At 68.0% G+C, this 14,928-nt stretch carries 6 protein-coding genes; 1 reads left to right on the forward strand and 5 read right to left on the reverse strand.

Translation table 11 applies throughout. The annotated features are described in order from the left end of the window. Window positions 1-48: 48 nt before the first annotated feature. The 5 genes from drmB to ACWD26_RS15195 form a co-directional block, all read right to left on the reverse strand. On the reverse strand, window positions 49-1,914 hold the full coding sequence (drmB, locus tag ACWD26_RS15175) for a DrmB family protein (RefSeq protein ID WP_451270006.1): 1,866 nt from the start codon (window positions 1,912-1,914) through the stop codon (window positions 49-51). Then, complete coding sequence (locus tag ACWD26_RS15180; protein WP_451270008.1) at window positions 1,911-5,165, reverse strand: helicase-related protein; 3,255 nt, start codon at window positions 5,163-5,165, stop codon at window positions 1,911-1,913. Before ACWD26_RS15180 ends, drmB begins: the two co-directional genes overlap by 4 nt. Beyond that, complete coding sequence (locus tag ACWD26_RS15185; protein WP_451270010.1) at window positions 5,162-7,066, reverse strand: UvrD-helicase domain-containing protein; 1,905 nt, start codon at window positions 7,064-7,066, stop codon at window positions 5,162-5,164. The genes ACWD26_RS15180 and ACWD26_RS15185 overlap by 4 nt, the downstream gene beginning before the upstream one ends. Further along, complete coding sequence (locus tag ACWD26_RS15190; protein ID WP_451270012.1) at window positions 7,063-11,826, reverse strand: DEAD/DEAH box helicase; 4,764 nt, start codon at window positions 11,824-11,826, stop codon at window positions 7,063-7,065. Before ACWD26_RS15190 ends, ACWD26_RS15185 begins: the two co-directional genes overlap by 4 nt. A gap of 207 nt (window positions 11,827-12,033) precedes the next feature. After that, entirely contained in the window at window positions 12,034-12,237 is a 204-nt protein-coding gene (locus ACWD26_RS15195; RefSeq protein WP_451270014.1) for a hypothetical protein, read from the reverse strand. A 537-nt stretch (window positions 12,238-12,774) separates the two neighbouring features. Here ACWD26_RS15195 and ACWD26_RS15200 point away from each other — a divergent pair. After that, the gene (locus tag ACWD26_RS15200; protein ID WP_451270111.1) at window positions 12,775-14,928 is read left to right on the forward strand and encodes a helix-turn-helix domain-containing protein; all 2,154 of its coding nucleotides are present in this window, start codon (window positions 12,775-12,777) and stop codon (window positions 14,926-14,928) included.

Below are 14,928 nucleotides of genomic sequence, written 5' to 3' on the forward strand. Positions count from 1 at the left end.
GGCAAAAGCGTCAGCTCTCTTGTCGGTCCCGTGCAGACTCTGCTGACTTCACTGGTCCAACAGATGGGCGAAGAACCCCAGACTCGGGTTCTCCGGTGTGCCGACGAGCAGCGCGCGGTCGAGCAGGATGTTGTTCTGCTCGCAGCTCGTCTCGGGGAGCATCACGCAGGCGTGGCACGCGGCGAGATTGGTGCCCCCCGTGCCGGACGCCTCGGATTCGACACAGAGCGGGTCGGACGAGCACCACTCGGCACGGTGGACGGCCGAACGGATCGCCTGGTCGAGACGCTCCGGCTCGCCCTGGGCGACGAGCCCGCCGAGGCTGCCCGCCGAGTCGCTCGTCGCGGTGTAGATGAGCACTCCCGCCATGTCGTCGGCGGCGTACAGACGCTCGCGCAGGGAAGCGGCCGGATAGCCCGCGTCCAGACTCCACTCGTTGATGAGGACGTGGGCCAGGGTGTGCAGCAGCACCATGCGAGGGGTGGCAGGGGAGGGGACGACACGGCTGGGGTCTCCGGCTCGCTGCTCCAGCACCCGTTGGTGTGCGGTGCGCATCCGCTCGACCCGTGCGGCCACCGACGCGGCCTTCTCCCAGGTGCCCAGTCGGTCCTCGTCGAGGCGAAGGAACACTCCCTCGCCTCGCACCTCCATGGCCGGGAGCCAGCGCAAGGGGGAATCGGACAGCGGCATCTCCTTCGACTCGGTCGTCGAGTCGGGGTCGGCGAGCCGGGTGAACGCTTTGAGGGCGCGTACCTCACGGAGCTTCTTGACCAGCATCGGACCTGTGACGCCGAGCGGACCGAGCACGCTCTGGTCGCCCAGCGGTGTCTCGCAGACGAACTGTTCGTCGTGGGAATGCTCGCTCTCGTCGTTGCCCGAGCGGAGCCGCTCGTACTCCTTGTTGCGCAGGGCGCGGTAGCGATGGTCGAAAGTGGGGCCCGCCTCGCCGTCGGAGTCCTCCTCGCGCTCCGCGTTGAGCAGATCCATCACCTCGTCCAGCGATACAGGACACTTCCCCTTGAACACGCCTTTGAGGTAGATCTCGACGTGCTCGCGCTCGTCGTACTCGCGGAGCGCGTCCCAGTGTTCGGCCAGCGGATCCGCGCGGCCGTCGCTCCACGGCGGGATGGAGAGCGCCGACTTCAGCACCGGCTGCCACACCGCCGAGGAACCGCGCTGAAGCGTGCGCAGAGGGAGCCCGCACTCCTGGGCGGGGGCGGAGGTGCCGAGCCACGGGCGAGGGCCGCGGCACTTGAGGCCCAGGTCCTTGAGCGCGTTCCTGCGGAAGGAGCCCTCCATCGAGACCTCGGGAGCCTTTCCACAGGTGCAGGAGACGAGGATCGAGCGGAGCGAGGACGTGCGTCCGGACGTGCGCATCTTGAGCTTTCCGCCGCACTGCCCGGCCGTCACGGAACCACGGTCGGTGGAACGGTGCACCCACTGCCAGTACGGGAACTCGCCGAGATGACCGGCCTCGCAGGCGACGACGAAACGGGAGGGGACGAGGTCGGCCTCGCACGTGCCGCAGACACTACGACCGGCCGGCGGATTGAAGTCGCGGTGTCGCTGCAGTTCGGCGCACTCGGGGCAGGAATGCATCAGTGGGAAGCGCCGAACCCTGAGGCCGTCCCTGCTGGTGTCGTCGGACGCGGGCGGCAGCCGGAAGTAGTCGACGTCCAGCAGGCGGGCCAGGCGCCGTTCGTGGATCCGCGGGGACTCGTGGGCGCTCCAGCTCTGGTCGGCTTCGTCCAGGCCGGAGACGACGAAGGACTCGTGGTCGACAGCGATGAGCGATCCGACGCCGTACGTGGTGATCGCCTGCGCGCGGCGAACCGTACCGCGCCGCGGGAGGTTGTGGGCGGGAGTGGAACTTTTCGCGCCGGTCCGGCGACGGCGGGCAGGGGGCGGGGTCATCGGGTTCCCTCCATGAACAGGGCGGACTCGGCGTCGACATCGCGCAGGCTCCACAGCGTGGCCCACGCCTCGGCGTCCTCGGACACGTCGTCGTACGCCTTCAGGAGCGAGGGCGCGCGACTGCCCCTGCGGGGCTCGAAGAGCAGGCCGCTGTCGATGTCGGCCTCCGTGCACCACCACTCGACGAACTCGTCGAATGCATGGGACGCGGCCTCGGCCTCCTCCGGCGTGACTGCTTCCACGCGATCCAAGAGCACGGATTTGATACGGCCCCGGAGAATGTGCTCGTAGGACTCGACCGTGCCGGCTCCCTCGTTGGGGCGCGCCGCCGGGATCAGAATACGGGCGAGCGCGACGATGACCGCGTGCAGGCCACGTTCGCGGGCGCGGGCGGAGAACGGTGTCACGGAGGTGGACTCGACCTCACGGTAGAGGGCCGAGTGGAAGTGCTGGAAGCTCTCGTAGTGGGAGCGGTCCCGTGACCTGGTCGAGTTGAGCATGACTGTGACCAGGCCGGGGTGTGCGCGGCCGACACGGCTCGTCGCCTGGATGTACTCGGCGGTCGTCTGCGGCTGGCCCATCACGGCCATGAGACCGAGACGGTCCACGTCCACACCCACCGCGATCATGTTGGTGGCCAGGAGGACATCCACCGTGTCCTCGTCGGGGAGCCTCTTCTCGATGCCCTTGAGTCGGGCCGGGATCTCGCTGGCGTCGACGCGACTCGTCAGTTCCGAGTAGTTGGTGACCGAGCGGACCGTCACCCCCTCACGCTCGGCGAGCAGCTCCAGATAGGCCACCACGTCGTCGTGGACCTGGAGTTCGGCTGCGGAGAGCAGCCGGAGGCTGTTGAAGTAGCCGACGAGACTCCAGTACGCGTCGCGTATCTCGTCGGCGGTCTCCGCGTGCTTGGCCCGGTGCAGCAGGGTGGCGTACGTGCGGATCAGCAGGGTGGACTGGCTGGTGCCGGGTGCCAGGAGGCCGACGTAGCGCCGGCTCGCCTTCTCCTCGCGCGGTGTCTCGACGGCGAACCACGAGTCGCGGGCGTCCAGGCCCGCGGGCGGGAACTGGCGCACACGCCGTGCGAAGAGGTGACGACCCTGGTCGGCGGCGCGACGGATGGTCGCTGTGGACGCGATCACCTTGGGGCGGTCCGCGAGCGCGTCCACGGCGGTTTCGTAGAGGCCGGTCAGGGTGCCCAACGGCCCGGAGATCAGGTGGAGTTCGTCCTGAATGATCAGCTCCGGCGGAGGAGTCCCGTCGTCCAGGTCGTCGAGATTGAAGAGCGCCGAGGTCGCCGGGCGCCACGGCATAGACGCGAATTTGTCTACGGTGGCGATCACCAGTGTCGGCCGTGCGTCGTACACAGCCTCGTCGATCAGATGGACGGGCAGGCCGTCGGTGAACTCGCAGTCCGCGCCGGGGCAACGGACGTGCATCCGCTTGGCGTCCTCTTCGGCCTCGTAGTTGCGGGCGTCGAGGCGGCTTCCGCACCAGGGGCAGGCGTGCAACTGGACGGGGTTCTCGGTGGCGAGGCGCTTGTCGAGGCTCCTGCGCAGCTCGTCCAGCTTCCGGTCGGCCTCGGCCAGTGTGTTGGGAGTGGCCGAACGTCCCACCCACATGCCGATGGAGAACTCCTCGCGCCCCAACTCGGGCGTGCGGCGCCGCATGTGTTCCATGGCGCAGAGCAGGATGGCCGCGCGCTCGAACTGCTGGAGGGTGAGCAGCCGCAGCGTGTAGCGCATGAGGACGGTGACACCACCGCCGGCGGCACCCTTGCGGATGCGGCGCAGGAACGACGTGACAGCGATGAGTCCCAGGTACGCCTCTGTCTTGCCACCACCCGTGGGGAACCACAGCAGATCGGAGACCTCCCGGTCGCGGTGGGCGGGGTCGTCGATGCCGGCCAGACACAGCAGCACGAACGCGATCTGGAAGGGGCGCCAGCGACCGGCGGCCGGGTCGGGGGCGCCGACACGTCCGCTCTTCACCCAGACGCTGCGGGCGCGCTGGTCGGCCATGGCGCGGTTGGCGAGGCGGAACGCCCTCATCAGATCGGGCTTGGTCCGCAGCAGCTCGATGCCCTCGCGGATCCGGTCGAGTGCCTCACGACAGGCTTTCACCTGCTCCCGCGCGGGCTTCGCGTGGGCATCGCCCGTCAGGGCCTCCGCTTCCGCCGCCGTGCGGTCGACCCAGCGCTCGTACCCGGTGGTGAGATCCTCCAGAGCGGCCAGCACCTCGATGTCGGATTTCTCCGCCAGCCCCAGCATGGACAGCGCCGAGCTGTCGATCTCCGGATTGGAGTCGGTGAGCAGTACTTCCACGGTGGGTACGAACTCGCTCCGCACCTCGGCGACGGCGGCCCTTCGGGCGTCGGTCATGCCGATCGGCGGCGGAGTCCAGTCCCATTCGGCGGCGCAGCCATGGCCGACCGCGAACGTCGGGGCGTGGCGGTGCAGCAGCCTGCTGGTGGCGACATCGTCGTCATGGGAGGGAGCCGGGGCGACGCGCTCTACGAAGGCGGTGGCCCCATCGACCGCGCGGACGGTGAGACCACACTGGAAGAGGGAGAAAGCGTCTTGAAGTTCGCGTTCGCCGACCTGGTGGGTGTTGACGAGCGTGACCGTGATCGTGACCGTACCGGTGGTCGGATGGGGGCGCCGGACGTTGACGCGCAGTGCGGCCCCCGCACCGAGGTCGAACCGCCTGTCGGGAGCGGGTGTGGTCACGTCGACCGGGGTGTCCGGAAGGACGAGTTCCTTGCGTCGCCACCTCTCCCGCTGTTCGGAGGTGGTGCGCGCCTCGGCACGGCGGGCCGGGATCGGCTTGCCTTCCGGATCGGTGGGCTCGTAGACGGCGGCGCGTGCCGAGACCACGATCGAGTCGCTTATGGCCGGGTCGACCGCGAAGGTGAGACCCATCGACGAGGGGCGGCGGGACCCAGCGGCGCCCACCTCCTGCGCGGTACCGGACTCCTCGACGCTGTCACCCGTGCGCATCGGGGCGACGTCCAGACCTTCGTGCTCGGCCTCGTCCTCACGCATCCGCTGCTCCGCCGTCGCGTCTGCCGATCGCGGGTAGAGGACGCCGGTCAGATAGCGGTCGATCGGCGCGTCCTCGGTCAGGACTTCGTCCCGGTCCTCCGGCGCGGCGTTCGGAGCGGGACCGAGAAGCTCGCGGCGCAGGCCCGCCAGCAACTCCTCGTCCCGGACCCGATAGTGCTCGGAGTGCCGACCTGCCACCTGTGTCATGCGCGCTGCTCCTCGTCCTCATCGGCCCGTCGGTACCTTCCGATGCCGGTGATCCGGGGGACGATCCACGTCCCACGGTCACCGAGACCGGCGTTGGCCCCGGCGGCGGTGCTGCCTGTCACCGTCTCCAGGGTGTCGATCCGAGTGCCGTGGATCTCGTCGGGCCACCAGGGGTCCCACGCCCTGTTCACCTTCTGCACCTGGAACAGCTCCTCCCGGAACCGCTCCGACGTCTCCCCGATCTCCCGGCCGTCGTGCATCAGAGCGTACGGCGGGCTCTGGTACTCACCCATCGGCAGATCGTGGCGCTTGCGCAGCACGACTTCCTGCCCGGGGACGACCTGCGCCAAGAGGTACGCCTGGGTCACCACGGCGTCGGTGTCGTGGCCGGGCGGGTTGTCCCGGCAGACGTCCCCCGCCTCGGCCACGAGGCCGTATCTGTCGTACGACCGCCATCCGCCGACGTAGCGGCGGCCGTTCTTTCGTCCGCCGGCGCGCTTGAGGATCGGCAACTCGGGTGACTGCGCGTGGTACAGGTCCTCGCGGGCGCGGGTCATCGCCACGTACAAGGCCCGGGCCTCGGCGGGGAGGTCCAAGTCGTCCTTGTGCTGCTTGTGCAGCTCGGCGACGGTCGGCGGGGTCAAGACGATCACCCGGTCGAACTCGAGGCCCTTGGCCCGATGCACCGTGGAGACGACGATGGGAGCGGTCTCCGGGTCGGCGGCCTCGTCGGGGAACCTGCCGTCGACGACCGTGCGACGCAGCCGCTCCAGATCGAGCACACCGCGTCCGCCCGAGCGCGCGGCCCTCCGCAGCACCGTCCACAGGACGGTCGCGTCCGGCTCGTACGGCAGGGGGATCTCCGCGAGCAGCGAGCGGAACCGGTCCTCTGTGAGGCCGGTCGCCTCGGTGCGGCGCAAGAGCTCGGCAACCCAGTACGGCACCGGCCGCTCTTCGAGAGGGCGCCGCAGCAGGTGCTCGACGCCGTGCTCATGGAGCAGGTCGGAGACCACCAGGGCCTGTCGGTTGTCGCGGGTGAGGATCGCGCAGGTGTCGGGGAAGGCCCGCAACCCGTCCAAGGCGAATGGATCGGTTAGGTCGCCCAGGTCGTTCGCCGGATCCAGGAGCAGTTCGCGCAGTTCCTCGTACGCGGTCGCCGCCTCCTCCGCGTCGGTGACCTGCTGGAGTCGGGGGCCCTGAGCCAACGCGATCCGGGCCTCGGGGGTGACGGCCCGGAAGTTCCGTGTGAGGTGCAATTCCACGAGTTCGTCGGGGTACGAGCCGCGCAGCCAGTCGAAGAACCGCCCGGTCTCGTCGGCACGTTCGGCCGGGTCCTCGACCTGGAAGCCGTAGACGGACTGGGCGGCGTCACCGACGACGGTGAAGCCGCAGCTGTCCTGATACCGGTCGAGCAGCGTCTCCACCAGCTCTCGACGCCCGCCCACCAGGTCCTGTACCTCGTCGATCACGACATGAGCGGGCGGGACGGCGTCGCCGGCCTCCAGCGCACCCTCCTCGACCGCCCGCGCGGCGGCAGCGATCCGCTCGTCGAAGCCGACCGCACCCCACTCGCCGTCCGGGCGCGCCTGAAGGAGCACCCCGTAGGCCCAGGCGTCGAAGGTCTGGGCCCGCACCCGCCCAGCCCGCTCCCCGTGCCGGGCGATCCGCTCCCGCAACTCGCGGGCGGCGGCCCGGGAGAAGGTGAGCACAAGGATCTCGGCGGCCTCCAACGCCTCGTCGGGGTCCTCGTGACCGCACAGCGCGTCGAGCCGGCGCACCAAGGTGTGCGTCTTTCCCGCCCCCGCTCCCGCGGTGACCAGGACACGTGCGTCCCAGGGCTGCTCGACCACGGCCCGCTGTTCCTCGGTGAGCGGTGGGCTGTCGAGGTAGGCGTCGGTCACTTTCTGCTCCACAGGTGCTCGAACTGGGTGAAGGCGAGTCGGGTGTCGAAGTTCGCGATGTTGTCGCTGACGTTGAGGATCAGGCACGTGGGCTTACCGCCGTTGAGAGGACCACGCAGACCACGACCGATCATCTGCTGGTAGACGTTGGTGCTGTAGACGGGCCGGGCCACGACCACGGCACGAGTGGCCGGAGCGTCGAATCCCTGGGCGAGCACGCCGTAGTTGGTGAGCACCCGGATGCGTCCCTCGCGGAACTGCTCGACGCGTGTGCGGCGGTCCTGCTGGCTGGTCGTCGAGTCCACGGCCGCGGATCGGACCCCCCGGTCGTTGAGCATTGCCGACAGGTACTTGGCATGGTCGACCGAGGTGGCGAAGAGCAGCGTCGGCCCGTCGTCGGCCAGACTGGCCACCGAGTCGACGATGCGCCTGCTACGAGCGTGGTCGTCGGCGAGCCGTTGCTCGGCCGCACGGGACAGCACCGCCATCCGTTCGGCCTGTGCCTTCTCGTCACGGGTCAGTTCGATCCGACCGCCTTCCAGGGTGCGGTGCTCCACCTGCGCGAGCATCCCCCACTCCTGGAGGTCCCGGTACGGATCACCGGACGGGAAGACACCCTCGTCGAGCCGCCGGTTCCCGAAGCGGCCGACCAGACGGCGGGTCTCCTCCTCGTTGGTGTTGCGGAAGGGCGTGGCCGTCAGGCCGAGCAGGTGCCTACCGGTCTCGTACTGGGTGAGGCCCAACTGCCGCAGGATCGCCGTGTATCGCGGGGAGACGGCGGTATGGGCCTCGTCCACGATCACCAGCGCGGCCTGACGCAGCCACGTGTACGGTTCGGTGTCCAGGCAGCGCTCCAGCTTGGCGTCGATGGCGACCACCAGGTGGGGGTGGTCGACGACGTTCCCGACCTCGTTGCCGCCCCAGAGTCGGCTGATGGTGAGCGGACGCTCTGCACCCACCTTGCTCCACACGAACTTCCAGCTCTGCACGGCCTGTTCGCACAGTTCCTCGGTCTGGGCGATCCACAGCAGCGGTCCGTTCAGATCACCGACGCGCTTGACCCAGCGAATGACGGCCTCGGCGGTGACTCGGGTCTTGCCTGCGCCGGTCGGCAGCGACAGCATGCCGCGCTGGGGAGCGAGGCGGTCGAGCATGGTGGTGATATTACGGACCAGATCCTCCTGGTATGCGTGGAGGCGCGGGAAGTCCCGAGGGCCCTCGATGATCTCGAACGCCGGCCGGGTCGGGGTCCGAGAGCCCGCGAAGGACACCGGCAGCTTCAGGTCTGACACGAAGGAGACAGCGGACGAGGAGCCGGTGTAGGAGACAGGAGCGTCGGGGAACCGTGCCTGGATGTCGCGGGCGTGCTGATGGAGGACACCGTCGCCGTGGGCGTTGAAAGCCATCTGCGCGATCCGCCGCCCCGAGGGCTGTGCGCCGTCGGTCGCCTGCAGTTCCGCCTCCATCAACCCTTCGGGGAGACCGACCCGGAGTGCTTCTGCCCCGATCAACAGCTCGATTTTGGTGACCACGTCCTCGGCGTCGCGAACGGCCTTCCGAGCCGCCTGCATCGCACTGTCCCGAGCCATCCGTTCCTGGTGTTCGAGCACGGCCCGGCATCCGGATGCGCCCAGGCCCAGCCCGAGTTCGCGGTCGATCAGGCGGAGCATCGGCTCGGGATCCAGCGGGACACGGACCTTGACGACGCTGTCCTGGCGGACAGCGTCCAGGGGAGTGGCGTGGATGCCGTTGGGCGTGCGGGTGACCTCCTCCAGCTCGGTGCACCGCTGCACCTGGCTGTTCCGGTTGGAGCTGTTGAGGTGCCGACGCAGGCCGGGATACAGCTCGATCAGTGGTACTGGATCGCCCTCTACCACTTCACGGGTCTCGCGGCTGATCATGTCGGAGTAGCGGTGCATTCCCCACTTCTCGACCATCAGCTCGGCGTCCTCGACGGTCGGCACGAGCAACGCGGGCACCTGCTCGGCGCGGAGCACCCCGTATTCGGCGAGCCCGACCGCGAGCGTGATCTCGTCGTCGGGACGGGTCCCCCAAGTGTCGCCGATCCGGCAGCGAGTGAGAGCGTCCTCGGGGAAGTCCGCGCCGAACCGGGTCAACATCACGTAGGTGGCGCCCACGAAGGAGTCGTCCTCGCTCCGGGACACCGCGTCGAGGAGCGTGGCCCAGCGATCTGCCGGAACCTCGTCGACCGTCGCCGGCAGGCGCAGCTTGCGGGCCTTCTCGGCCGACAGGTCGGCGACCGGCAGCACATCGCGATAGGCGGCGAGCTGGGGACCGACGGCTTCGTTGAGCGGCTTGATGCCCTGAGAGGTGGCGACCGTGCCGTATGTCCGCAACATCCAGCGGATCGGTGAGGCCACAGCCTGCCGAGTGCTGCTCTGCGCACCGATCTGGAGCGTCCAGTTGTCCACCACGGCGTCGTCGGGAAGGGCCTTCAGGAACGCGGCACGGGACTCTTCGGAGAGCGCTCGGAACAGGTGGAGCGGCCCTCCGATCGCGGCCCCTTCGACCTTCACCCGGCTCAGAGCGGGGCGCTGCACGTCGCTCTTCAACTTGCGTAGATAAGCCGAGTGGACCGTCTGTCGGTACTCCTCGAACCATGCTTCGCCGCCCGTCGGCCGCACTCCGGTGCTGGGCCGGTCCCGCAGGCCGACCTGGGCGAAGAAGGCGACATCGTCGGAGTGGAACGTCATGTCGACGGCGACGGACGGATCGCGCCGAGCGTCGACCACCTTGCCCGGAAGCATGCAGTCCTCGATGGGCCGGAACCTTCCGTCGGCGGTACGCACGCGCAGAGTGGAGCCCGGCGCGGCGACCCGCTCCAACACCCTGTGCGCCAGGTGACGGATTCCGGCCTTGCGGAACAGCTCCCAGAAGCGTTGCCACTCGGCGTCCCCGTAGCCGTCGAAGCCCTGGTCGAGGACGCTGACGAAGCGTCCTTCGAGGTCCGCCTCGCGGATGCCGAGAACGTTGAGCGCGTGGGCCAACGACAGGTCCTGGGCGAGTGCGCCGTCCACGTACACGAGGGACTCACGCAGCCCACCCTGATCGGCACGACGGAACACCCGGCCGGGCACGGGCGCGACGAGTCCGTGCTCCTCCGTGAGCACGATGTGTGCCTTGCGGGCCTCCTCCGCGTACGGTGAGCCGACCTCGATCATGTTCGCGAGGATCCGGATCGCCACGGCCGAGGCCTCGGCGGTACCGCTCTCGACCAAGGCCTCCAACCAAGTGCGGACATCCGCTCGTTCGTGCCGGGCCGCGTCGAGGATGTGCTCGACCTTTCCGGAACGCAGGGAATCGGTTTCGACGCTCGGGTGCAGCCAGTTCGAGGGGCGACCGGGGCACTCGTGCCACATCCGCAGCCACCCGGCCAACCTCTTCAGGTCCTTCTTGTCGAAGCGGGGGTGGACGCGCAGTTCGGCGGGGGCGCGCAGCACACCGTCCTGGTCGGGCAGCGACGGACGGGTCGCGGCACGGGCCCAGATCTCCCGGGTCAGGAACTCGTCGGCCCAGCTGATCGCCTCCTTGACTCGTCCGGGAAGCAAGGGGAGGTAGGCGGCCGGGTCCTCGGCGGGCGACAGAGCGGGAAGCGAGTCGACGACCAACGCCGCCGACACCCTGATCATCTCCTGGTTGAAGGGTGAGGAGTCGAGCAGGTTCTGGCGGTCCTCGTTGGTCTTCCACGCGCCGTTGAGGATGCCGCTCAATGACATTTCGTACTTGGTCGGGAAGAAGGACCAGAACCTACCGCGTCCACGGATCCGCGAATTGACGTACAGGCCGCTCTCCGGGTCCTTCCGGAGGGCGGGAACACCCCAGGAGAGGTCGAGGGAGAGGCGGTCGTGGAGTTCACCGGCGTCCGCCTGGGCCGCTGGGCCGGGTGTGTGGGTGGTGGTGAACACCCGCCAGTGGATGGTGGTGGCCTTCCTGTTCCTCTCCTCGGTCACGGTGTGCAGATCACCTGCCTGGCGCGTGGTCAGGACCCGGCGGGCTGCAGGAAGGTGACGACGGTCCTCAAGAACGACCTTCGCGACGTGTGGTGAGAAGAGCTGGAAGCCCACTGGGAACTCGTCGCGAGGCTCGCCGTGCTCCTTGGCGCTCCCACCGTGCATGTCCAGTCCTAGCCGGCGGTCCGCCTTCGGCAGCAAGGGCAGGCGTACGACAGTGGTCGCCCAGCTCAGCAGCTCGTGCAGGACGGGGTCGGCGGCGCGCTCGGCCTGCACGTCGAGAGGGCGGGCCATCCGCAGCACGGGGGCGTCGAATTCCGGACCGTATCGAGCAGACACGCCGGGCACGTTCTTGATTTGTTCGTACGACCAGCCGCGGTCGAATCCGAAACTTCCGGTGCTGCTGAAGAATTCCGGTGCGTCCGTCACGACCAGGACTGATTTCACCCCCACACCGAACCTTCCGATCTGCCCTCCGCGCTTCTTCGACATGCTCATTCGGAGAATGGTTTCCGCGCCTTCGGGAGTGACAGGGTTTCCTTCGTTCGCGCAGTACAGATGGGATCCGGTGAGGACGACGTGAATTCTCCCTCCGGGCTCATCGGCGATTTCGTCGGCTGCGTTCTGGACGAGTTCGAAAAGCTGGCGATCGCCATATCCGCCCTGGGTGATGCGGCGCTCTCCGTTAGCGTGCTCGGCTACGAGGCCGGGGTCCACGGCATATGTTTTAAGGACACGGGAAGACTGCTCGATGACGGTTTCGATTACCGGAGAGAACGATGACGACACTGGTCCTGCACTCCTGAGGGTGTCAAGGATTCGAGCGGAAGTATGCGTGGGGCCGGCTGTCGACTTCATACAGCCGGCCCATGGACGTTCGAGTGGTGCCAGCGGGTGCGCAATCGCCCCCTTCGCACTGTTTGTGCAGGCCAAGGTGGTGGGAGTGAGTTCCCAAAGGTCTCCGCCTGCATGAGGGGCGGAGTTATGTGGAGGAGCTCAGGTCGCAGGGGAGGTGTCGTCGTCGGGCGGTTCCGTATAGTCCTTCAGCTCGGGAAACCGCGCCAAAAATTCATCTTCACACGGGTGTCCCCTCAGCAGGTCCGCTGCTTCCTTGGGCTCGATGCTTCCCATTGCAATGGCTGAGTTGAATGCACTCAGGCCACGCTCAGAATCCAAGTCGTGACTGTAGTACTCGTCCATAGCAGGTCCCCCTGTCGCATCGGTCGCACAGGGGTGCATAAAGGCACAATTGACCCCTCGTGAGAAAATGGGTGTAAAAATCTCGGGTAAACGTTTCGCCGAAAATCAGCCTAGCGGTCCGTAGGCCGTCTGACTAGTCGTTAGGTTTGAACGAGGAGGTGCGTGTGGAGGTTTGCTCTGCAGTTGAGTATTTACCCTCGGTGCCGATTTTGGACATAATTCTGACAGGCCGCCCGATTCCCTCGACTTGCGTTCGAGTTCGCGAGCAGGGTGAACCTGGCACCGTGTTAATCATATCGGATGTTGATCGAGCTGGTCAACCCAACTGCCTCCCGCTGATGGGGAATTGACCGCTCCGCATATCGAGTTCGACCCAAAACGCCATAAAATCGGGCCAATCTAACCCATCGGTCTCAGTGGCCCTGGTGTCCAGGTCCGATCAACTGTTGGTTGACAGTGTTTGCCGCGTCAAATTAACCTCCTGGTCAGTCGCCTGCGAGTCGCAGGCGACTCCGAGGGGAAGAGCAGGTGGCACGGTTGGACACAGGTGAGGAGTTCGGGCCCTGGTTGGCCCGTCAGCTCAAGCTCGCGGGGAAGACGCAGGCCGAACTGGCCCAGGAACTCAAGCTGACGCGGGCCGCCATTTCCGCGTGGATCACCGGGCGGTCGACCCCCCGCCCTACCGTCATGGCGGACATCGCCAAGGCGCTCGGCACGGACGTCGGCACGGTGCACACCCGTACCACCGACACCCAGGCCGGTCTGCCGATCACCTGGTACCACCGTCCCGGCTATCCCGACGGTGGTCGTGACCTGGGCAACGCCGCGGCCTTCGCGTTCGACGCCGACGTGCAGGTACTCGCCCGAGAGACCTGCCAGAACAGCCTCGACGAACGTCTCACCGAGAACGGCCGACCCGTCAGGGTCCGCTACACCCTGCACGAGCTGACCGGAGAGACGCTCGATGCGTTCCGTGAGGCGATCCTGTGGAACGACCTCTTCCCCCACTACTCCGCTGTCTCCGAGGGAGCGGGGAGTCAGAAGGTCGGCCGGGTCGTCGACGCCGGAGTGCGCGACATGTATGAGAAGGGCCGACTGGTCCTGCTGCGGGTCGACGACTACAACGCGTCCGGGCTCATCGGAGACGACTACGCGGACGGCAAGTTCGCCGCCGTGGTCAGGCGGCAACTGGAGAGTCTCAAGTCGGGGCATGGTGCGGGCGGTTCGTACGGCCTGGGCAAGGCGACCCTGTGGGCGACGAGCGCCCTGGGGCTCGTGCTCATCAACTCCACTCTGTCCGTGCCCCACGAGGGACGTACGGAGCGACGGGTCATCGGACGCCTCGAACTGCCATGGCGCGAGGTCGACGGCGAGCCGTACGCGGGCCCCGCCTGGTTCGGGCGCCCCGATCCCGACTCTCCCGGCGCGATGGTCGCCCGTTCCTGGTGGGCGGACGAAGAGACCGTCGCTCGTCTGCATCTCGCCCGGGAGAGCGACGAACCCGGCACATCCTTCCTCATCGTCGGCGCGCACGACGTGGCCAGCCTTGAGGAGAGCGGGTCCGATCTCGACGACGAGACCATGGACGACGAGGGCGCCGAGGACACGCGCGACATCCGCCGGATGCACCGGCGTCTGGTCGAGGCGCTGGGGCGCGACTTCTGGGCCGCGATGACCGGCGGGGGCGCCAGACTTCCCCTACTGGAGGTCTCCGTCCGTGCCCTTCGCAACGGCGAAGTGGTCGTACCGGAGAAGCAGGTGGATCCGTCCGCCGAGCAGCCCGCCCGAACCCGTGCCCTGCGGGCCCACTACGAAGGCACCACCGTGGATCGGCTCCTTGAGGCCGGCCAGGTGGCGGCGCGCAGTGTTCCGCTGAAACTGCCGCTGTCAGGTGGAGCCCGGGGGACCTTGGGGACACACCAAGCGGTCTTGTTGGTCACCGACCTGGCCACCGACGCCGAGAACGGGGACGGAGCGAAGAACCAGGTGCATTCGCTACGGGGCAACCGTATGACCGTCAAGACGGCCGGAGTCCCGAACCTGCCGCTCGGCACGAACCCGTTCCAGGCCGTTCTCCTGGTGGGCGAGGCCGCCGGGGAATCGGTCCCGTTCGCGAAGGAGGCCGAGGAATTCCTGCGCGCGGCGGAACCGCCCGAGCACGACCGCTGGGGGCAGACCGAGGAGTTGACCCTGCGCTGGTCGCCTTCCGCGTACCGGCGGATCAACGCGCTGACCGCCGAGGTCAACAGCGCGGTGAGAGAACTCGTCGCGCGGCCGAAGCGGCGCAACCGTGAAGGCGGTGAGGCTCTGCGCAAGGCGTTGACCGTGAAGGCCAAGCCCAAGGCCAAGGCACCTTCCGGGCCAGTGGTTCCGGTCCTGGACGGACTCGAGGCGACGGTCGGCAACGAGGGGGAGTGGAGGATCACCGCGGAGGTGAGCATCCCGCGTGGTGACGAGATCGTTCCGATGATGCCGGTCGCCCAACTCGACGTGCGTTCGGGCGGACGCCCGAAACTGGACTGGGCCGAGCTGGTGGCTGTCGAAGGCTGTGAGGTGGAGGACGGCATCCTGCGTTTCGCGCCCGGCACCCGTCGCGCGAAGTTCCGAGGATCCACCGACGTAACCAGCCACCCGGTCAGGACCACGCTCACGCGTCTCGTTCTCGAACTCCGCGCCGGCAAGGGGGAATGA

It is taken from the genome of Streptomyces sp. NPDC002787 (genome assembly GCF_053592095.1).

What these genes read in the sequence shown, in the direction of transcription:
- drmB (WP_451270006.1), bottom strand. Translation starts at nt 1,914, where the DNA reads ATGACCCCGCCCCCTGCCCGCCGTCGCCGGACCGGCGCGAAAAGTTCC.
- ACWD26_RS15180 (WP_451270008.1), bottom strand. Translation starts at nt 5,165, where the DNA reads ATGACACAGGTGGCAGGTCGGCACTCCGAGCACTATCGGGTCCGGGAC.
- ACWD26_RS15195 (WP_451270014.1), bottom strand. Translation starts at nt 12,237, where the DNA reads ATGGACGAGTACTACAGTCACGACTTGGATTCTGAGCGTGGCCTGAGT.